Consider the following 18,694-nt stretch of genomic DNA (forward strand, 5'->3'; position numbering starts at 1 on the left):
TCCTGTGTCGTCGGCATCTCTTTGCGCGAGGTTATCGCGATGCCTGTTGCGCGCTGGGGCGCAGAGGGGCTCGCCTGTCTTGCGTTTTGCGCGAAACCCCTTGCGCACGCCTCTCGTCAGCGCGCTTCAGGTGGTGCCGATCGTTGGCGTAACGCGGCTTATGTCATGCCGCTTGTCACGCCGTTTCTGTCACGTCATTCATGCAGCACAGTTCACACCGTGCCGTTACAAGCAGCGCTGCTCGTGCAGCGCCGCTTGCGTAACGCGGTCATGCAATGCCGCGTACGTACGCCGGTCATGCAGCGTCGCTTGCGCGACGCCCATCACGCGTTACCGCTCAATACGGCTCGCCGACCCGCACGATCTTCAGCGTATTAGTCCCGCCGGCCTGCCCCATCGGCTCACCGACGGTCAGCACCACCATGTCGCCGCGAGCGGCATAGCCCTTGCTGACCACCACTTCGAGCGCCTGCTGAAGCGCGATGTCGCGATCGCTGCTGCTGTCCAGATGCAGCGGCCGCACGTTGCGATAGATCTGCATCGCGCGCTCGCTGCCGATGCGCGACGTCAGCGCAAAGATCGGCACATGGGTCCAGTGACGCGACATCCACAGCGCAGTCGAGCCCGATTCGGTCAGCGCGACGATCGCCTTCGTACCGAGGTGGTACGCGGTGAACAGCGCGCCCATCGCAATCGACTGGTCGATCCGTGTGAAAGTCCGGTCGAGGAAATCCTTGTCGAGCTCGACGTGTTCGGACTTCTCGGCTTCGAGGCAGATCGCGGCCATCGTTTCGATGGTTTGCACCGGGTACTTGCCCGCCGCCGATTCCGCCGACAGCATCACCGCATCGGTCCCGTCGAGCACCGCGTTCGCCACGTCCGACACTTCGGCGCGCGTCGGCACCGGCGCGTAGATCATCGACTCCATCATCTGCGTCGCGGTGATCACGAACTTGTTCGATTCGCGCGCCATGCGGATCATGCGCTTTTGCAACGCAGGGACCGCGGCGTTGCCGACTTCGACGGCGAGATCGCCACGCGCGACCATGATGCCGTCCGATGCATCAAGAATGCCCTGCAGCGCCGGAATCGCTTCGGCCCGCTCGATCTTCGCGATCATCTTCGGCTTGATGCCGTACGGGGCACCGGCAATGTTGGCGAGCTGGCGCGCCATTTCCATATCGGTCGCGTTCTTCGGGAACGACACCGCAACGAAGTCCGCGCCGAGCGACATCGCCGTGCGGATGTCTTCCATGTCCTTCGCGGTCAGCGCCGGTGCGGTCAGGCCGCCGCCCTGACGATTGATACCCTTGTTGTTCGACAGCTCACCGCCGATCTTCACCGTCGTGTGAATCTCGTTGCCGATCACACGCGTGACGTTCAGCACGATCAGGCCGTCGTTCAGCAGCAGGATGTCGCCGGTTTTCAGGTCGCGCGGCAGGTCCTTGTAGTCGAGGCCGACGCGTTCGTCGTTACCGAGTTCGCAATCGCTGTCGAGAATGAACGCATTGCCCGGCACGAGCGTGACCTTGCCGTTCTCGAACTTGCCGACGCGGATTTTCGGGCCTTGCAGGTCCGCCATGATGCCGACTTCGCGACCGGCGAGACGAGCCGCTTCGCGGACGAATTCGGCGCGCTGGCGGTGATCGTCGGCGGTGCCGTGAGAGAAGTTGAGCCGCACCACGTCGAGGCCGGCATCGATCATTTGCTGCAGGATTTCGGGCGTGCTGGAAGCCGGGCCGATGGTGGCGACAATCTTGGTGGCGCGATGCATGAGTCTCCTCGTTTGAATGGATTCGCTGGTGTCAGCGCTGGGAGTCGGATGCGTGGGCTGCGCGCCGACGGGTGCTGCCGGGGCGCCGGTGGGGACCGGCGCAGCGGATGAAGACGAAATTTCGTGGATGGCCTGCGCGGCTACCGCCGCGGTCGCCGCCTGAGCGTCGGAAGCCACCGGTGCGGTGACCTGCGGCGCGGCGCCGGCCGGTGCGGTACGGCGCAGGACACCGCCGCTCGCGGAGCGCGCACCACGTGCCGCTGCGGACCGAGCCTTCGCCGGTTTTGCCGGAGCGCGTGCGCTCACGTCAAGCCCGCGATTCGAGCACTTCGACCGCCGGCAGCTTCTTGCCCTCGAGGAACTCGAGGAACGCGCCGCCGCCGGTGGAGATATAGCTGATCTTGTCGTGGATGCCGTACTTCGCAATCGCCGCGAGCGTATCGCCGCCGCCGGCGATCGAAAACGCCGGCGACTGCGCAATCGCGTCCGCCAGTGTCTTCGTACCGTGACTGAACTGGTCGAACTCGAACACACCGACCGGGCCGTTCCAGACGATCGTGCCGGCCGTCCCAAGTTGCGCAGCCAGCGCCTTCGCCGTATCCGGACCGATGTCGAGGATCAGGTCGTCGTCCTGCACGTCGGCGACTGCCTTGATCTCGGCCTTCGCGGTCGCCGAAAACTCTTTGGCAGTGACCACGTCGGTTGGAATCGGCACCGATGCGCCGCGCGCCTTCGCCTGCTCGATGATCGCCTTCGCGTCTTCGACGAGATCGGCTTCCGCCAGCGACTTACCGATCTTCAGGCCAGCCGCCAGCATGAACGTGTTCGCAATCCCGCCACCAACAATCAGTTGATCGACCTTCTCCGCCAGCGATTTCAGAATGGTCAGCTTGGTCGACACCTTCGAGCCAGCGACGATCGCCACCAGCGGCCGCTTCGGCGCACCGAGCGCCTTGCCGAGCGCGTCGAGCTCGGCGGCGAGCAGCGGGCCCGCGCAGGCAACCGGCGCGTACTTCGCGATGCCATGCGTCGTCGCTTCCGCGCGGTGTGCGGTGCCGAATGCGTCGTTCACGTAGATGTCGCAGAGCTGCGCCATTTTCTGCGCGAGTTCGTCGGAATTCTTCTTTTCGCCCTTGTTCACACGGCAGTTTTCGAGCAGCACGACCTGGCCCGGTGCGACCTGCACGCCGTTCTCGACCCAGTTCGCGATGAGCGGTACGTCACGGCCAAGCAGCTCAGCGAGGCGCTTCGCGACCGGCGCGAGCGAATCTTCGGGCTTGAACTCGCCTTCCGTCGGGCGGCCCAGATGCGACGTGACCATCACGGCGGCGCCCGCATCGAGCGCGTCCTGAATGGCCGGCACCGAGGCGCGGATGCGGGTGTCTTCGGTGATGTTGCCCTGGTCGTCCTGCGGCACGTTCAGGTCGGCACGGATAAACACGCGTTTGCCGGACAGCTTGCCGGCGGCGATCAGATCGGTGAGACGCAATACCTGGTTCATGGGCGTGTGTATGCGGGTTGGGTGGAAGGCGGTTGCGGATGATGCTTGCCGCCTGTTGGCCAGCACGGCGCGCAGCAATCCGGAGGACCGCCATTTTAACCGATACCCATGGCGTTCTAACCCGTGTCGGCGCGAATGTCCTGTATCTGGGTAGTGCACTATCGATGCCGCAGCGCAGCACGCACCGTGCGGCCCTAGACGAGGATCCGCAGAATCGTGAAAACGATCATTCCGACCACGATCGTACTAACCATGCTGCGCCGCCACAAATACCAGCCGAGCCCGGCGACGCTGGCGTAGAACTCGTGGTTGGAGAGCGCAAACGACAGACCGCTCGGGGTTGCCAGCACATCCGGCAGCACGACGGCGGCGAGCGCCGCCGCGGGCGCATAGCGCAGCATCCGCTGCACGCGCTCCGGCAGCACCGTGCGCTCGCCGCCGATCAGGAACAGCGCGCGCGTGACCGCAGTCACGAGCGTCATACCGAGGATGGCGAGCCAGATCTGCGTGCTGGACATTGAGGTCATTGGGGATCTCCGGTGCGCCGGCGGATGCGGCGCAAGTCAGCGCGCTCGACCAGCAGGTCCGCGATGCTGCCGGCGGCGATCGCCGTCAGCACGGCAATCGGCAGGGCGAGCCGGTACGGCAGTTCGAAGGCCAGCAGCGCGACCACGCCGGCGATGCTGACCGCCACCAGCGTCGAGCGCGTCACAATCGCCGACACCATGATCGGAATCAGCGCGAGCGTGCCGGCAAGCGACAGGCCCCAGTTATCCGGAATGAAGCTGGCGAGCAGGATCCCCACGATCGACGACACCTGCCACGACAGCCAGCTCGCGATCGACATCCCCCAGAAGTACGCTTCCTTGCCGGGCACGCGGCCGGGCGCGAAGCGCTGCTTCTGGAACAGCAGATAGATCACATCGCCGTTGAAATAGCCGATCAGCAGGCGCCGCCACAGCGGCAAGTACGAGAAGTGCGGCGCGAGCCCGGCGCTGAAGATCACGAAACGCGTATTCACCATCGTGGCGGTAAGCAGGACGGTCCAGACCGGCAAGTGGGCCGCGAAGAGCGGCAGCACCGCGAGCTGAGAGGACCCCGCGTAGACCAGCAGCGACATACCGAGCGCCTGCGGTGTGGTCAGCACGGATTTGCTCATCGCGATACCGGTGACGAGCCCCCACGACAGCATCGCCATCAGCGTCGGGGAATAGTCGCGCAAGCCCTGGCGAAAGGCTTGGCGGTCTTGAGCGGACAGGCGAGCGAGCATCGGAGCAACGTCCCGGCGCGGATGCACGGGAACGACAGGAAGTGGGCGCCAGCTCGTCGATCAGCCGCTGGTGCACCCGGATTTGTATGATATGCGCGCCGGATTATAGCGTTTGAAAGCTGTCTGAATGCCCGTTACGCATGCAAAAGACGCTAAAATGGCGCTCTTCGCCGCCTGCCGGATCTTCGCGACGGCCTCTCGCACCGCGTTCCCGGCTCGTCCGCCGGCTCGACGCACCGCTTCTCGAGATCCGGACGCATGCGCGGCGACGCCGGGGTAGTCCCGCGCCGGGGTAGCCCGGTCACACAGCAACCGCACCGCCTGGAGAATCGTATGTCAATGGCCGACCGCGACGGCAAGATCTGGATGGATGGCAAGCTCATCGACTGGCGCGATGCCCAGATCCACGTCCTCACCCACACACTGCACTACGGCATGGGCGTCTTCGAAGGCGTACGCGCCTATCAGGCGGCCGACGGCAGCACCGCGATTTTCCGTCTCCAGGAACACACCAGGCGCCTGCTCAACTCGGCGAAGATCTTCCAGATGGACGTCCCGTTCGACCACGAAACGCTCGCCGCCGCGCAGCGCGAAGTCGTCCGCGAGAACAAGCTTGAGAAAGGCTATATCCGTCCGCTGATCTGGATCGGCTCCGAAAAACTCGGTGTGTCGGCCAAGGGCAATACGATTCACGTCGCGATCGCCGCGTGGCCGTGGGGCGCCTACCTCGGTGAAGACGGTCTGAACAAGGGCATCCGCGTGAAGACCTCGTCGTTCACGCGGCATCACGTGAATGTGTCGATGGTTCGTGCGAAAGCGTCGGGCTGGTATGTGAACTCGATCCTCGCCAACCAGGAAGCGGTCACCGACGGCTACGACGAAGCGCTGCTGCTCGACGTCGACGGCTATGTGTCGGAAGGCTCCGGCGAAAACTTCTTCCTCGTGAACAACGGCAAGCTGTACACGCCCGACCTGGCGTCGTGCCTCGACGGCATCACGCGCGACACGATCATCACGCTGGCGCGCGACGCCGGCATCCAGGTGATCGAAAAGCGCATCACGCGCGACGAGGTCTACACCTGCGACGAAGCGTTCTTCACCGGCACCGCCGCCGAAGTCACGCCGATCCGCGAACTCGATAACCGCACGATCGGCAACGGTGGACGCGGTCCGATTACGGAGAAGCTGCAAGCGGCGTTCTTCGAGATCGTCGCGGGCAAGAACCCGAAGTATGCCCACTGGCTGGCAAAGATCTGAACCTAGCGCGCGCGGCCTCGACATCACATCGAGCCGCGCCGCCTAAAAAGAGAAAGTCCTCATGAGCGAAATCAAGGAAATGCCGCTGGTCGAACTGTCGGCAAAAGACCTGCCCGCCTATTGCCCGAACCCGTCGATGCCGCGCTGGAGCACCCATCCGCGCGTCTTTATCGACGTGTCCCACGGCGAAGCGCGCTGCCCGTACTGCGGCACGCGCTACAAGCTGCGTGCCGGCGAAGTGGTCAAGGGCCACTGAGCATCGCGCGCATCCTTAGGGCCGCAGCCGCGGTGCACGCGTTGCCGCGCATCGGTCAGATGCGCGGACTCACAGCGCAGCATCCGCCGTCGCCGCGACCTTCTCTCCTGCCACACTCTGGACGCCGCGTGCCGTTGCGCGCGGCGCTTCCTTTTTATACCGGACACTCCCACTGATGCGCCGCGCGCTGGTTATCGCACCGAACTGGATCGGTGACGTATTGATGGCGCAGCCGCTGCTAGCGCGGCTCGTGAAACTGCATCCGCGCATCGCGATCGATGCGGTCGCGCCATCGTGGGTCGCACCTGTACTCGAACGCATGCCCGAGGTCCGCGATGTCTACGCGACCGATCTCGCGCACGGCAAGCTGCAGTTGTGGCGCCGCTGGCAACTCGCAAGCGATCTGCGCGACGTCGGTTACGACGCCGCCTACGTGCTGCCCAATTCGCTGAAATCGGCGCTGATTCCGTGGATGGCGGGCATTCCGCTACGCATCGGCTACAGCGGCGAGAATCGCCTCGGCCTGTTGAACGTGCGTCACGCGAATCCGCGCAAAGACGAACGCCCGCCGATGGTCGATCAGTACGCCGCACTCGCCTACGCACCGGGCGCGAAAGTCGCGGGCGATCTGCCGGCGCCGCGCCTCGATGCCGATCTGAACGAAGCGGCGCGTGTGTCGGCGCGCTTCAACCTCGATACGCGCGTGCCGCTGCTGGTGTTCTGCCCTGGCGCCGAATACGGTCCGGCGAAACGCTGGCCGCCCGAACATTTCGCTGCGCTCGCGCAGATGATCGGCCAGTCGTTTCCGTACACGCAGATCGTCGCGCTCGGTTCGCCGAAAGACGCGCCGCTCGCGCAGGCCATCGCCGATCGTGCGTCGAACGTGCGCAACCTGTGCGGACAAACCGCGCTCGGTGAAGCCTGTGCGCTGATATCGCGCGCCAACGCCGTGGTCAGCAACGACTCGGGGCTGATGCACGTGGCAGCCGCGCTGCGCCGGCCGCTCGTCGCCGTGTACGGTTCGACCGACCCGCGCCACACGCCGCCCCTGTCGGACCTCGCGAAGGTACAATGGCTGCATCTCGAATGCAGTCCCTGTTTCCAGCGCGAGTGTCCGCTCGGGCATCTGAACTGTCTGCGGCAACTCGGCGCCGAACAGGTTTTCGGCGATCTGCGCGGCATGCTCGTCGCGCAACGCTGAACCGACCGCTGCCGCGTCCGCCCGCGGCATCATGTCCATGCCATACGGCACGGACATCCTCGCGGAAGTCCGCAGACTGCTCCGACTACTGGAATGCAACCGCGCGCCGCGCACAAGAGACCGACCCGCCATGCCACGTTTTGCCCACATCTTCGAAGCCGCTGCGGATACCCTCAACGCCTATTACCAGGCGATCGCTGAGGTCAATATCGACAGCTTGATGGGCTTGTGGATCGATGAGGAGTTCGTCAGCTGCATCTGCGCGGACGGCTCGCATCTGCACGGCCTCGACAGTATTCGCGCGGGGTTGTCGCTGCAGCTCGAAGCGGCGCCGGTGTCGATCGAACCGCTCGATATCCGCGTGTACGACAGCCTCGGCACGGTCGTCTACGCGATCGCGGAGGCCCACCGCCCCGCCGACCAGACCGCCACCCCGGCGATGGTATTCACCACCTACGTGATGGTTCACGAACGCGGCGAGTGGCGCATCGCGCACATTCACGCGAGCACGATGCCGAACGAAACAGCCAGCCAGTTCGCCACGAAGATGCGTCACGGCCAGGGCTCGCTGCACTGATTCGATCGACGCGAGGTAACGGTTCAGATGTGGCGATGAGCACGACGCACGACAACTCTCCTTCCTCCGGGCCGCGCGCCGCATCGACGGGAAACGCACCGGCCGATATGCAGTATCGCGCGCCGTTCTGGCTACCGAACCGCCACGTGCAAACCATCGTGCCCGCGCTGTTCAGCCGACCGCCCTCCGTGACTTACCGGCGCGAGCGCTGGGACACCCCCGACGGCGATTTCATCGAACTCGACTGGGCCGACGCCCCCGCCGGTGCCGATGCGGATGCACCGCTCTTCGTGCTGTTTCATGGTCTCGAAGGCAGTTCCAGTTCCCATTACGCCCGCGCGTTGCTGTACGCCGCGCAGGCACGCGGCTGGCATGGTGTCGTGCCGCACTTCCGCAGCTGCAGCGGGCCGTTGAATCTGCTGCCGCGCTTCTATCATCTGGCGGACAGCAACGAGGTCGACTGGGTGCTGCGCCGGCTGCGCGCCACGCATCGCGGGCCGATCTTCGCCGCGGGTGTATCGCTGGGTGGCAACGTGCTGCTGCACTGGCTCGGCGAACGCAGAGAAGACGCGTCGTTCATCACAGCCGCCGCCGCTGTGTCCGCGCCGCTCGATGTTCATGCCGGTGGCCGCGCGCTAATGAAGGGCTTCAATCTGATCTACACGCGCAACTTCCTGAAGACGCTGAAGCAGAAGGCGCTGCAGAAGCTCGCGCAGTATCCGGGTCTGTTCGAGCGCGAAGCGATGCTCGCGAGCCGCAACATGTACGAGTACGACAACATCGTTACTGCGCCGCTGCACGGCTTTCGCAACACCGAAGATTACTGGACACGTGCCACCACGCGCCCGCTGTTGCCCGGCATCGCCGTGCCGACGCTCGTGCTCAACGCGCGCAACGATCCGTTCCTGCCGGCTGCGGTGCTGCCTGCGCAGCACGAAGTATCGGCGGCCGTCGAACTCGACCAGCCGCATGACGGCGGCCACGTCGGCTTCATGACCGGACCGTTTCCGGGTCGCATCGACTGGCTGTCGCAGCGCGTGTTCGGCTATCTCGCGCCGTTTGCCCCGGTTACCCGCCATGGATGAAATCGTTCGCGAAGCGCTCGTCAAATGGCCGAACGTGCCGCATTGCACCGGCTGGCTGCTGCTCGACCGGCGCGGGAACTGGCGCATGCGCGACGAAGCGGCGCAGGCACGTGGCGCCGCCGGCGAGCCGATCCGTCATGTCGCGCTGCTCGGCTTTATCAACCGCAATTACGAATGCGACGCGCGCGGACAATGGTTCTTCCAGAACGGACCGCAGCGCGTGTATGTGGAGCTCGGTTATACGCCGTGGGTCGTGCGGCTCGCCGTCAGCGCGGAGGGCCCGCTCGCGCTCACCGATCAGGCGGGAAACACCTTCGAACCTGCTGCCGCGTGGCTCGACGATGAAGGCAGTGTGCTGTTCAGCGACGCAGCGACGCCTGCGCGCATCGCTGTACTGCACGATCACGATCTTGATCTGTTCTCGGCGCATGCGTCGTTGAACGACGACGGTAGCGGCGGTGCTTTCGAATGGCGTGGCGATGCGGTGCTGCCGTTGCAACCGGTGCAACGTGCGGAGGTCGCGGCACGGTTCGGTTTTATCGCCAGTCCGGCTCTTGCGGCGCAAGGGGATCGGGGTAGCGCCTAGTACTGCGTCTTATCGGCTGTGTTTCTCGTCTTTTGGTTTCGTCACTCGTGCCGCTCTCGTGATGCAAGAGGTGTGAAGCGGCGCCTCGCGCTGCGTCTCATCCGCTGTCGTGCTCGTCGTCTGGCTTCATCACTCGTTCCGCTCTCGCTGTGCAAGAAGTGCGAGGCAGCGCCTGACACTGCGTGTCATCCGCTGTCTTTCTCGTCTTCGCGCTCTTCCTTGTAGCGTGTCTCGAAGTCGTGCAGGCGCGCATCGATCGTCGCCAGGTCGTAGTAGCCGACCGTCTTGCCGTCGCGCGCTTCCTTCAGTTGCCGGATCGCCGATGGCCACGCACCCTCCAGCGCGAATTTCTCCGCCAGCGCGCGGTGCTGCAACAGCGCGTCGCCGGTGCCTGCGCTCGCCTGCGCGAGGTAGCGCCACCACGCGGGCTGCTGCGGATCGGCACGCGTTTCCTGTGACGCGAGCGTCTGCGCATCGGCGAAACGTCGCGCAGTAAGCAGCGTCTGCAGACGCATGTCGATGGCGGCGTGCGATTGCGGCCAGCGACGTTGCGCGCTTTCCGCGAGTCGCATCGCGTCGTCGTTATGGCCCGCGCGACGCGCGATATCGACCGCGAGGATGTCGAGGCTCGGCGTGCTGCGCACGGTGCTGCCTTCGCTCGCCTCGCTAGCATCGAAATACTTGCGCGCGGTATCGAGTGACGCAGCCGCATCGTCGTAGCGTTCGAGCAGCATCTGTGCATACGCCACGCCGTACCAGTTTGCCGCGACGTTCACCGCGGTCCGCTCGTCGATCTCGGAGCGCATTCGCGACATCTCGTCCGCATAGTCGCTGCGGGAGCGCTGCTGCAGCACCCGCACGCGCGCGCGGACGAAACCGTATTCGGGCGACTGACGCGGCTGACGATACGGCGCGCGACGCGCACGGTCTTCCATGTCGGCGATGCGCTCGCCGGTGAGCGGATGCGTGCGCGCATACGGCGGCACACCCGCATCGCCCATCGACGCACGATCGAGCCGCTCGAAGAACGCCGGCATGCCGTACGGATCGTAGCCGGCACCGGCAAGCAACTGGAAGCCGACGCGATCCGCTTCGTGCTCCGCGGAACGCGAGAAGCGCAATTGACTGTCCACCGCGTACGCCTGTCCGCCGAACGCAATCGCACTGCCCAGATCGCCGCTGCGCGCGACGATGCCTGCGAGCACGCCGAACAGCATCGCCGCCAGCGCGGCGTAGGCGTTGCGCTCGCCGGTCGCGATCATGCGTGCGATATGCCGCTGCAACACGTGACCCATCTCGTGTCCGAGCACCGAGGCGAGTTCGGATTCGGTCTGCGTCGTCACGATGAGCCCTGTGTTCACGCCGATAAAGCCGCCGAGCAACGAGAACGCATTGATCTGCGGGTCGCGCATCGCGAACAGATCGAAGTCGGGACGATAACCGCCGATGTACTGTGCACTCGCGGCCGCCGCGAGTCGGGCCGCCACCGAGTTCAGATAGTCGCGCACGAGCCAGTCGTCGAGATACGCAGGGTCGCGCCGCACTTCGCGCATCACGCGCTCACCGAGCCTGCGCTCGGCCTGTGGCGTGAGCTTGCCGCCCGAGCCGTCGCCGAGATCGGGCAGTTGCTGGCTAACGAGCGGTGCGCGCCAGCCGACGTTCGGGCCGGGCTTGCCGGAGAAACGGCTTTCGGCACCACCGTAGGTGCCGAAGACGCCGTCGGCGATCGACGGTGGGACGATCGACACTACGTATGAGTTGAGTGGGCCGATTTCGAGTGGTGGGCCGCTGGCGGATGCGCTGCCGGATGTGCTGGCGCTCACGCTGCGGCTATCGCCCGACAGCGTGATCGGTTGCGCGACCGTATAAACGCCCGGTGGCGCGAGCAGCGTGACGCACAGCAAGGCAGCGACAAACCGTTTCGGGCGCATTGCAGGTTAGGAATGGCGGAGTCGAAGACGAGGCCGCACACGACGTGCGAGCCGGGCTTGCAGTTATTGTAGCGAGCGCACTCGTTGCGTCATGTTGATTTGTGGGTGCCCGGCTACACTCGCGATACTGGCCTTCCCTGCTATCGTCGCGTCGCACCCCAGCCTGTCGCTGTATGATAGGCGCCCTCTGAAGGAGCCCGACCATGCCCGAACTCACTCATTTCGATGCAGCCGGACAGGCGCATATGGTGGACGTCGGCGGCAAGCAGGAAACGAAACGCATTGCCGTCGCGCGTGGTTCGATCCGCATGCTGCCCGCCACGTTCGCGCTGATCCGCGACGGTCACGCAAAGAAAGGCGATGTGATCGGCGTCGCGCGAATCGCGGCGATCCAGGGCGCGAAGCGCACCGCAGATCTGATTCCGCTGTGTCATCCGCTCGCGCTGACGCGCGTTGCCGTCGACTTCACGCTCGACGAAGCGCTCCCCGGCGTGCATTGCACCGTGCAGGTCGAAACGTTTGGCCGTACCGGTGTCGAGATGGAAGCGCTAACCGCCGTGCAGGTGGGACTGCTGACGGTCTACGACATGTGCAAGGCGGTCGATCGCGGGATGACGATCACCGATGTGAAGGTGCAGGAAAAGCGCGGGGGGAAATCGGGGGATTGGAGCGCGGACTGAGCGGAGCTCACGGCGCGCGTGCCAATGTGGCAGCACGCGCCGCATTTCACTTCACGTGTCGCTCGTAGTCAATCATCGCTATCGTCGTCATCGTCGTTGACGTCTTTCGGCGGCGTGCCGTACTTCTTCATCAGCGCTTCCTTGAAACTCCCGAGCGTCTTCTGGTCGTCGCACAGGTCGTACAGGTAGCCCAACTGCGACGGCCAGTCGTGCAATTCCCCGGCAAATATCTTCAGGCGCTCGACGGTATCGAATGCGCCGTTGGTGTCGCCGCTCAGCGCCTGCAGCACCGCATAACGGCGCAACACCGTTTCGCCGGGCAGCAACGCAAGCGCCTGCTTGTGCATGTCGAGCTTGTATTGCAGGTTCGTCGCGTTGACCGGCAGCAGCGTCGCATAGCCATACTCGCCCCACGCGCGGAACAGCCACGACGGGTTCGCACGATACTGCTCGGCCGGCTTCGAACCGTAGTACAGCACTTCGGCGCGCGTGTAGTCGCGATAGATCGGATACAGCGCAGCAATCCCGCCCAGCACGATCACGTAGAACACACCGAATGACACCCGACCCGACACGAGCCGCAGCGGCCTTGTCTCGAGCAGACCGAAGATAAACATCGCCGGCAGCAGGAAGAACATGTACTGCTGCGGGTACTCGACGAGCGCGTGCATCACCAGCACGCCGATCAGCGCGATACCGAATACGCGCGCCGCGGTATGCGGCGCGCGCAGCACCCGCACGAGCCACGCGATCAGCCCAAGCAGCACGATCGCCAGACCGATCAGACCGGTCTTCGCGAGCAGGTCGATGAAGATGTCGTGCGAGTTGTTGGCGATCTCGACGGCACCCAGTTGCTTGACGAAGTCGTACTGATAGCGCGGAAACTCCCCCCAACCGACACCGAGCAACGGATGCGTGTGGAACATCGTCCAGCCGTACTTCCACAGCGCGAGACGCGGCGCGATCTGGCCGGCGTCCTTGAAGCGGTCCGCAGCGGACTGCGCGAGTTCGAGGTGGTAGTGCACGTTCGCCCAGCGGACCGCCGCATTCACCGCGATAAACAGCACGGCGAGCACGATCGGGATCAGCCACGCGCGGCCGCCGCGCTCGCGGCCCATGTTGCGGCGAGACTCGGCAAGCGCCATCCAGAAACCAGCGACGACGATCACCCCTATCTGCAGCCACGGCCCGCGCGACACGGTGAACGCAAGGCCCGCGGCAAACACCGTCGACAGCAGCGCCCAGATCACCACCGGCAGCCTGCGCGTCTGCACGAGGAACAACGCACCGGCCATCGCGAACGAGATATACGTGGCCAGATGGTTCGCCTGCGCCATGTTGCCGAACGGCCGCCGGTCGACGAGGACGCTGTACTCGACCACGAGCGGCCACACTTTCCCTTCGAGGTGGAACAGCTGCATCACCTGGCAGAACACCGCGAACAGCCCACCGATAATCAGCGCGCCCGCCGCCGCCTCCAGCACCTCCTCGGACATCTGCGCCCGCGCAAAGCCGTAACCCGCATGCACCGCCATGAACGCAGCGAGCAGAAAGCCGGCGCCGAGCCAGTTCATCGAAGGTTGCGCGACCGGCAATACCACCGACTGCGCGGCCAGCAGCAACCCGAACGCGAGCGGCACGAGCGCGACCACTGGCGACGCGAACTTCACGCGCGGTCGCGCGCTGATGACGAGTATCGCCACCGCCGCACCGGTCAGCAGGTACAGCACCAATGCGACGAACTCAGCGTAGAAGGTCGGAATCGGGTACGTATGGCCGACCCATGCGTAAGGCAGGATCAACGCAACGGCAAGCAGAATGAGAGAAAGAGAGCGCGCGAATGGGGTGGGCATGAGTAACCGGGGGCGTCAGCAACCGGCGCACTATACAAAAAAATCCTCGTGCTGTGCGCCGGACGGCCGAAATCGACCCAAATTACCCGTATTTAACTGATTGAACCTGCTGACCGGTCATGCGCGGCACTCGGGTGGGGCGAGATTCGACGGCAAGGTGGGTGCATCGGCGGGTGCGGGGCCTGCGCCCGGTGCCGCCAGCGACGACGTGGTTTTGCCGCCGGCGAAGCACTCCCAGGTCGTCGCGCCGGCTTGCACCGTGCCTCGCGTGAGAGCGACGCGCCCGGTCGGCGTATCGGCGTTGTCGGGTACCGATGGCACGAGCACCAGCGTATTCGAACCGGCGGGCGCGACGCGGGCGGTGTAGGTCACCGCAATCTGACCGCTGGCATCGTCCACCTGCAGCGACTGGACATTGCGCGTGGCGGGAGGCGATGTATAGCCTGCGCCGAATGCATTGCCGCTCGCGGCATTCTCGGCCACCGCGAGGCGCGCCGAGGTCGCCAGCGCCAGGCCCTCGCCCACCCGGCTACGCGCCAGATAGTCCTGATACGCGGGAATCGCATAAGCCGCGATCACACCGACGATCGCGAGCACGATCATCAGTTCGATCAGTGTGAAACCGATCGGGCGCGTGAATCTTGCGATCGTTGGGGCGACGCAATCCGGTGGTAGATGCCGGACGAGTCGTGCGAAGCGTGACGGACCACGCTCAGCGGCGTCGGTTTGCAAAGCGCGCGACGGAGGAAACAACGAGAGGACGGGAACGATCATCGGCGGGCTCCTGAAACGAAAAACGCCTGCTCCGCGAATCGGAACAGGCGCTTCGATCGTAGCCAGCCGCCGGCTGCTTACCTAGCTGGCCGAACGGTCAACGGTCTTCGTCAGGAATGCGTGCCGGGCGGCGTCTGCCCGGCCGCGCGCCGCGCGTTACGCCGGCGTAGCAGATAGCCGACAATCACGACGAATAGCGCCCCCGCAATTTCCATCCCGTAGATGGCTGCCGGTGCATCGAGCGCGGGCCAGCGGTCGCCGGCCGGATCGTTGATGATCAGCCCACCCGCAATCCAGCCGAGCAACGCCGCACCGAGCGTGACGACGATCGGGAAGCGATCGAGCAGCTTCAACACGAGCTGGCTACCCCAGACGATCAGCGGAATGCTCACCACCAGACCGAAGATCACGAGTGCGATGCGGTGCTCCGGGTCCGCCTGCTCCGCCGCGCCGGCAATCGCGATCACGTTGTCGAGGCTCATCACCGCATCGGCGACGATGATCGTCTTGATTGCGGCGACCAGCTTGTCGGCGGGTTTGACACCGGCATGTGCGTCTTCGGCCGGGGCCATCAGACGCACGCCGATCCACAGCAGCAATACGCCGCCCGCGAATTTCAGCAACGGCACGTCGAGCAGCACGACCGCGAACGCGATCAGCGCGACCCGCAGCACGATCGCGCCGACGGTGCCCCACAGGATGCCGCGGGCGCGCTGCTGCGGCGGCAGGTTGCGGCAGGCCAGCGCGATGACGACCGCATTGTCGCCACCGAGCAGGATGTCGATCACGATGATCTGGATGACTGCGCCCCAATGGAGCGTCGCGAAGAATTCGAGCATGGAGGAAGAGTAGAAGGAAGCGCCGGATGAAGCCAACAAAAAAAGCGAGGGAGCAATGGCTCGCTCCCTCGCTTTAGGACTTCGCTCTCACGAAAGGGTTTCGTAAGAGTATCAAAAATGCGCCAGCATGTGCGCCAGTGAAGCGGACAAATCGCTGGCTTATTTTGATTTAGAGCATCGCCTTCAGCAGACGCGCCATTTCCGACGGGTTCTTGGTCACCTTGATACCGCAGGCGTCCATGATTTCCAGCTTCGCTTCGGCCGTATCGGCACCGCCCGAGATCAGCGCGCCAGCGTGGCCCATGCGCTTGCCCGGAGGCGCCGTCACACCCGCGATGAAGCCAACCACCGGCTTCTTCATGTTGTCCTTGATCCAGGTCGCAGCATTCGCTTCGTCCGGACCGCCGATCTCGCCGATCATGATGACGGCGTCCGTGTCCGGATCGTCGTTGAACATCTTCATCACGTCGATGTGCTTCAGACCGTTGATCGGATCGCCGCCGATCCCCACTGCCGACGACTGGCCAAGGCCGATCGCCGTCAACTGGCCGACTGCTTCATACGTCAGCGTGCCCGAACGCGACACGACGCCGATGCGGCCCTTGCGGTGGATGTGACCCGGCATGATGCCGATCTTCAGTTCGTCCGGCGTGATCGTGCCCGGGCAGTTCGGTCCGAGCAGCAGCGTCTTGCGGTTTTCCGCACGCATACGGGCCTTGAGCTCGATCATGTCGCGCACAGGAATGCCTTCCGTGATGCAGATGGCGAGATCGAGGTCGGCCTCGACGGCTTCCCAGATCGCGGCGGCCGCGCCTGCCGGCGGCACGTAGATGACCGAAACGGTTGCGCCCGTTTCGGCCTTCGCTTCCTTGACGCTTGCGTAGATTGGAATGCCTTCGAAGTCTTCGCCGGCTTTCTTCGGGTTCACGCCCGCGACGTAAGCTTCGCGGCCGTTTGCGTATTCACGGCAGGCACGCGTATGGAACTGACCGGTCTTGCCGGTGATGCCCTGCGTGATGACCTTCGTGTCTTTGTTGATCAGAATCGACATGTATTGACCTCTGTTCGTCCGGCGCCGCGAGCCGCGCGGCGAGATGCTCTTCGCCTGCGCTGCGTGCGCGCCGCCATTCGTAATCCGTGTTGACCGTGGTAAGCGCCGGGCTGGCTTACGCCTTGCCCTGAGCGGCCGCGACGACCTTCTGCGCAGCTTCTTCCATGCTGTCGGCCGCGATGATCGGCAGACCGGAGTCGGCGAGCATCTTCTTGCCGAGGTCCTCGTTCGTGCCCTTCATGCGGACCACGAGCGGCACCTTCAGCGACACGGCCTTCGACGCCGCAATCACGCCTTCCGCGATCACGTCGCAGCGCATGATGCCGCCGAAGATGTTGACCAGAATCGCCGTCAGATTCGGGTTCTTCAGCATGATCTTGAACGCTTCGGTGACCTTCTCGGTCGTCGCACCACCGCCGACGTCGAGGAAGTTCGCCGGTTCGCCGCCGAACAGCTTGATGGTGTCCATCGTCGCCATCGCGAGGCCTGCGCCGTTCACGAGACAGCCGATGTTGCCGTCGAGCGAGATGTACGCGAGGTCGAACTTCGACGCTTCGACTTCAGCCGGATCTTCTTCGTCCAGATCGCGGTACGCCACGATTTCCGGATGACGGAACAGTGCGTTCGAATCGAAGTTGAACTTCGCGTCGAGTGCGATCACCTTGCCGTCGCCGGTCAGGATCAGCGGGTTGATTTCGGCGAGCGATGCGTCGGTGTCCCAGAACGCCTTGTACAGGCCTTGCAGGATCGCGCGTGCTTGCGGCAGCGATGCGGCGGGCACGCCGATCTTCGTGGCGAGTTCGTCGGCTTCGGCGTCTTTCAGACCGGTTGCCGGGTCGACCGCGATCTTGTGGATCAGCTCGGGCGTCTTTTCTGCGACTTCTTCGACGTCCATGCCGCCTTCGCTCGATGCCATCACGACGATCTTCTGCGAGACGCGATCGATCACGAGGCCGACATACAGTTCCTTCTTGATGTCAGCGCCTTCTTCGATCAGCAGACGGTTCACCTTCTGGCCTTCCGGACCAGTCTGGTGCGTGACGAGCTGCATGCCGAGAATCTGGTTCGAGTACTCACGAACCTGTTCCAGCGACTTCGCCACCTTCACGCCGCCACCCTTGCCACGGCCACCCGCGTGGATCTGAGCCTTCACGACCCATACCGGGCCGCCCAGCTCTTCAGCGGCCTTGACCGCATCATCCACCGAGAACACCGGCGTGCCGCGCGGTACCGCGACACCGAATTTCCGCAGGATTTCCTTACCCTGGTACTCGTGAATCTTCATGCGTGATTCCCTTCAGTCTGAGAGTTGGATTGAACTTGATTGCTGTTTTTATCGCTGGTGTCAGTTGTATCGTTTGCGCTGGTTGCACTGGCTGCATCGTTTGCGCACGGCTCGCCGGCTGTTTCGGCCCGGGCGGAGCGTGGCGCGTGGCCGTGCCAGCGCGGATAAAACTGTCGAACCGCTTCGCCATCGAATCGCAGCGCGTGGCAGCGACCGAGCTGGAAAGGCGGTTTGTCGATTGAACTGGTGGTTGGTGTGGTGTTGCTTGCGTTGTCCGTGCCGCTGCTTGCCTGGCCTTCGTTGCCTTGCTCGTGTTTGCCGTCAGGGCCACCGTTTTTCGTGTTCCAGACGTCACCGGCAAATGCCTGAATGGCGGCCGTGGGCAGAACTGCGCAGAGCTCGGTGAGATGCGTGCAGCCCGCGGTACCGGCCAGCAGGCGGGTAACGTCGCGACGGAAGTTGTTGAGCAGATTGAGCCCGATGAGGGCCCGATAAGCGGAATTGGCGGTTTCGCACTGACCGGGATAGGGCACCCAGTCGGACGACGCTGCGGCGTCGACGACAGTGAGCTTGCGATCGATCGTGATGCGAAGCCAGAGTTCATGGATCGGCAGGCCATTGGGCCGGACACCCGACGCAAGCGCCACATCGCGTGGCTTCTGGTCGGTCAGGCACGCCTCGATGTCCCACAAGCCATCGGCACGCTCATAGGCTTCCGCATGGATTGCGCGACGGTGGCGCAACTGACGGGAGGCGGGCGGGGAAAGCGGCATG

The 18,694-nt window shown here is 64.4% G+C and carries 18 protein-coding genes; 7 read left to right on the forward strand and 11 right to left on the reverse strand.

From position 1 onward, the window contains the following. Window positions 1-337 precede the first annotated feature (337 nt). The 4 genes from pyk to BWP39_RS06750 form a co-directional block, all read right to left on the reverse strand. Window positions 338-1,774 (reverse strand): pyruvate kinase, encoded by a 1,437-nt coding sequence (gene pyk, locus BWP39_RS06735; RefSeq protein WP_096718625.1) that lies wholly within the window; start codon window positions 1,772-1,774, stop codon window positions 338-340. A 307-nt stretch (window positions 1,775-2,081) separates the two neighbouring features. Continuing rightward, a complete protein-coding gene (locus BWP39_RS06740; RefSeq protein ID WP_096718018.1) occupies window positions 2,082-3,275 on the reverse strand; it encodes a phosphoglycerate kinase in 1,194 nt (397 codons plus the stop codon). A 194-nt stretch (window positions 3,276-3,469) separates the two neighbouring features. Continuing rightward, on the reverse strand, window positions 3,470-3,793 hold the full coding sequence (locus BWP39_RS06745) for an AzlD domain-containing protein (RefSeq protein ID WP_096718020.1): 324 nt from the start codon (window positions 3,791-3,793) through the stop codon (window positions 3,470-3,472). A 5-nt stretch (window positions 3,794-3,798) separates the two neighbouring features. Then, window positions 3,799-4,545, reverse strand: a complete 747-nt coding sequence (locus tag BWP39_RS06750; protein ID WP_096718022.1) for an AzlC family ABC transporter permease — start codon at window positions 4,543-4,545, stop codon at window positions 3,799-3,801. A 333-nt stretch (window positions 4,546-4,878) separates the two neighbouring features. Between BWP39_RS06750 and BWP39_RS06755 the strand changes: the two genes are divergently transcribed. From BWP39_RS06755 to BWP39_RS06780, 6 genes are all read left to right on the forward strand, one after another. Beyond that, window positions 4,879-5,802, forward strand: a complete 924-nt coding sequence (locus BWP39_RS06755) for a branched-chain amino acid transaminase (RefSeq protein ID WP_096718024.1) — start codon at window positions 4,879-4,881, stop codon at window positions 5,800-5,802. 61 nt (window positions 5,803-5,863) lie between these two features. Next, entirely contained in the window at window positions 5,864-6,058 is a 195-nt protein-coding gene (locus BWP39_RS06760; RefSeq protein WP_096718026.1) for a zinc-finger domain-containing protein, read from the forward strand. A 175-nt stretch (window positions 6,059-6,233) separates the two neighbouring features. After that, entirely contained in the window at window positions 6,234-7,259 is a 1,026-nt protein-coding gene (gene waaF, locus BWP39_RS06765) for a lipopolysaccharide heptosyltransferase II (RefSeq protein ID WP_096718028.1), read from the forward strand. Window positions 7,260-7,389: 130 nt separating this feature from the next. Further along, entirely contained in the window at window positions 7,390-7,836 is a 447-nt protein-coding gene (locus tag BWP39_RS06770) for a nuclear transport factor 2 family protein (RefSeq protein WP_096718030.1), read from the forward strand. Window positions 7,837-7,871: 35 nt separating this feature from the next. Further along, entirely contained in the window at window positions 7,872-8,921 is a 1,050-nt protein-coding gene (locus tag BWP39_RS06775) for a hydrolase (RefSeq protein WP_096718032.1), read from the forward strand. After that, window positions 8,914-9,507 (forward strand): DUF2946 family protein, encoded by a 594-nt coding sequence (locus tag BWP39_RS06780; protein ID WP_096718034.1) that lies wholly within the window; start codon window positions 8,914-8,916, stop codon window positions 9,505-9,507. The genes BWP39_RS06775 and BWP39_RS06780 overlap by 8 nt, the downstream gene beginning before the upstream one ends. Before the next feature lie 185 nt (window positions 9,508-9,692). Here the strand turns inward: BWP39_RS06780 and BWP39_RS06785 are convergent, their stop codons facing one another. After that, a complete protein-coding gene (locus BWP39_RS06785; protein ID WP_096718036.1) occupies window positions 9,693-11,438 on the reverse strand; it encodes a M48 family metalloprotease in 1,746 nt (581 codons plus the stop codon). A 203-nt stretch (window positions 11,439-11,641) separates the two neighbouring features. Between BWP39_RS06785 and moaC the strand changes: the two genes are divergently transcribed. Further along, window positions 11,642-12,118 (forward strand): cyclic pyranopterin monophosphate synthase MoaC, encoded by a 477-nt coding sequence (gene moaC / locus BWP39_RS06790; RefSeq protein ID WP_096718038.1) that lies wholly within the window; start codon window positions 11,642-11,644, stop codon window positions 12,116-12,118. 68 nt (window positions 12,119-12,186) lie between these two features. Here moaC and BWP39_RS06795 read toward each other — a convergent pair whose 3' ends face one another. The 6 genes from BWP39_RS06795 to BWP39_RS06820 form a co-directional block, all read right to left on the reverse strand. Beyond that, window positions 12,187-13,971 carry a PglL family O-oligosaccharyltransferase gene (locus tag BWP39_RS06795; protein ID WP_096718040.1) on the reverse strand — a complete coding sequence of 595 codons (1,785 nt, stop codon included), beginning with the start codon at window positions 13,969-13,971 and terminating at the stop codon, window positions 12,187-12,189. A 117-nt stretch (window positions 13,972-14,088) separates the two neighbouring features. Then, entirely contained in the window at window positions 14,089-14,619 is a 531-nt protein-coding gene (locus BWP39_RS06800) for a pilin (protein ID WP_328590118.1), read from the reverse strand. A gap of 236 nt (window positions 14,620-14,855) precedes the next feature. Further along, the gene (locus tag BWP39_RS06805; RefSeq protein WP_096718044.1) at window positions 14,856-15,584 is read right to left on the reverse strand and encodes a TerC family protein; all 729 of its coding nucleotides are present in this window, start codon (window positions 15,582-15,584) and stop codon (window positions 14,856-14,858) included. A 169-nt stretch (window positions 15,585-15,753) separates the two neighbouring features. Then, the gene (gene sucD, locus BWP39_RS06810; RefSeq protein WP_096718046.1) at window positions 15,754-16,635 is read right to left on the reverse strand and encodes a succinate--CoA ligase subunit alpha; all 882 of its coding nucleotides are present in this window, start codon (window positions 16,633-16,635) and stop codon (window positions 15,754-15,756) included. A 115-nt stretch (window positions 16,636-16,750) separates the two neighbouring features. Further along, a complete protein-coding gene (gene sucC, locus BWP39_RS06815; RefSeq protein WP_096718048.1) occupies window positions 16,751-17,920 on the reverse strand; it encodes an ADP-forming succinate--CoA ligase subunit beta in 1,170 nt (389 codons plus the stop codon). Next, window positions 17,917-18,693 carry a DUF2889 domain-containing protein gene (locus BWP39_RS06820; RefSeq protein ID WP_096718050.1) on the reverse strand — a complete coding sequence of 259 codons (777 nt, stop codon included), beginning with the start codon at window positions 18,691-18,693 and terminating at the stop codon, window positions 17,917-17,919. Before BWP39_RS06820 ends, sucC begins: the two co-directional genes overlap by 4 nt. Window position 18,694 lies beyond the last annotated feature (1 nt).

Origin of the sequence: Paraburkholderia acidicola, assembly GCF_002362315.1 — a bacterium.
GTDB lineage: Bacteria > Pseudomonadota > Gammaproteobacteria > Burkholderiales > Burkholderiaceae > Paraburkholderia > Paraburkholderia acidicola.

Excerpts from the sequence above, each read along its gene's own strand:
- pyk (WP_096718625.1), bottom strand. The coding sequence starts at position 1,774 with ATGCATCGCGCCACCAAGATTGTCGCCACCATCGGCCCGGCTTCCAGC.
- sucC (WP_096718048.1), bottom strand. The coding sequence starts at position 17,920 with ATGAAGATTCACGAGTACCAGGGTAAGGAAATCCTGCGGAAATTCGGT.
- moaC (WP_096718038.1), top strand. The coding sequence starts at position 11,642 with ATGCCCGAACTCACTCATTTCGATGCAGCCGGACAGGCGCATATGGTG.
- BWP39_RS06755 (WP_096718024.1), top strand. The coding sequence starts at position 4,879 with ATGTCAATGGCCGACCGCGACGGCAAGATCTGGATGGATGGCAAGCTC.
- BWP39_RS06745 (WP_096718020.1), bottom strand. The coding sequence starts at position 3,793 with ATGTCCAGCACGCAGATCTGGCTCGCCATCCTCGGTATGACGCTCGTG.
- BWP39_RS06820 (WP_096718050.1), bottom strand. The coding sequence starts at position 18,693 with ATGCCGCTTTCCCCGCCCGCCTCCCGTCAGTTGCGCCACCGTCGCGCA.
- sucD (WP_096718046.1), bottom strand. The coding sequence starts at position 16,635 with ATGTCGATTCTGATCAACAAAGACACGAAGGTCATCACGCAGGGCATC.
- BWP39_RS06760 (WP_096718026.1), top strand. The coding sequence starts at position 5,864 with ATGAGCGAAATCAAGGAAATGCCGCTGGTCGAACTGTCGGCAAAAGAC.
- BWP39_RS06795 (WP_096718040.1), bottom strand. The coding sequence starts at position 13,971 with ATGCCCACCCCATTCGCGCGCTCTCTTTCTCTCATTCTGCTTGCCGTT.
- BWP39_RS06770 (WP_096718030.1), top strand. The coding sequence starts at position 7,390 with ATGCCACGTTTTGCCCACATCTTCGAAGCCGCTGCGGATACCCTCAAC.
- BWP39_RS06750 (WP_096718022.1), bottom strand. The coding sequence starts at position 4,545 with ATGCTCGCTCGCCTGTCCGCTCAAGACCGCCAAGCCTTTCGCCAGGGC.
- BWP39_RS06740 (WP_096718018.1), bottom strand. The coding sequence starts at position 3,275 with ATGAACCAGGTATTGCGTCTCACCGATCTGATCGCCGCCGGCAAGCTG.
- BWP39_RS06785 (WP_096718036.1), bottom strand. The coding sequence starts at position 11,438 with ATGCGCCCGAAACGGTTTGTCGCTGCCTTGCTGTGCGTCACGCTGCTC.
- BWP39_RS06805 (WP_096718044.1), bottom strand. The coding sequence starts at position 15,584 with ATGCTCGAATTCTTCGCGACGCTCCATTGGGGCGCAGTCATCCAGATC.
- BWP39_RS06780 (WP_096718034.1), top strand. The coding sequence starts at position 8,914 with ATGGATGAAATCGTTCGCGAAGCGCTCGTCAAATGGCCGAACGTGCCG.
- waaF (WP_096718028.1), top strand. The coding sequence starts at position 6,234 with ATGCGCCGCGCGCTGGTTATCGCACCGAACTGGATCGGTGACGTATTG.
- BWP39_RS06775 (WP_096718032.1), top strand. The coding sequence starts at position 7,872 with ATGAGCACGACGCACGACAACTCTCCTTCCTCCGGGCCGCGCGCCGCA.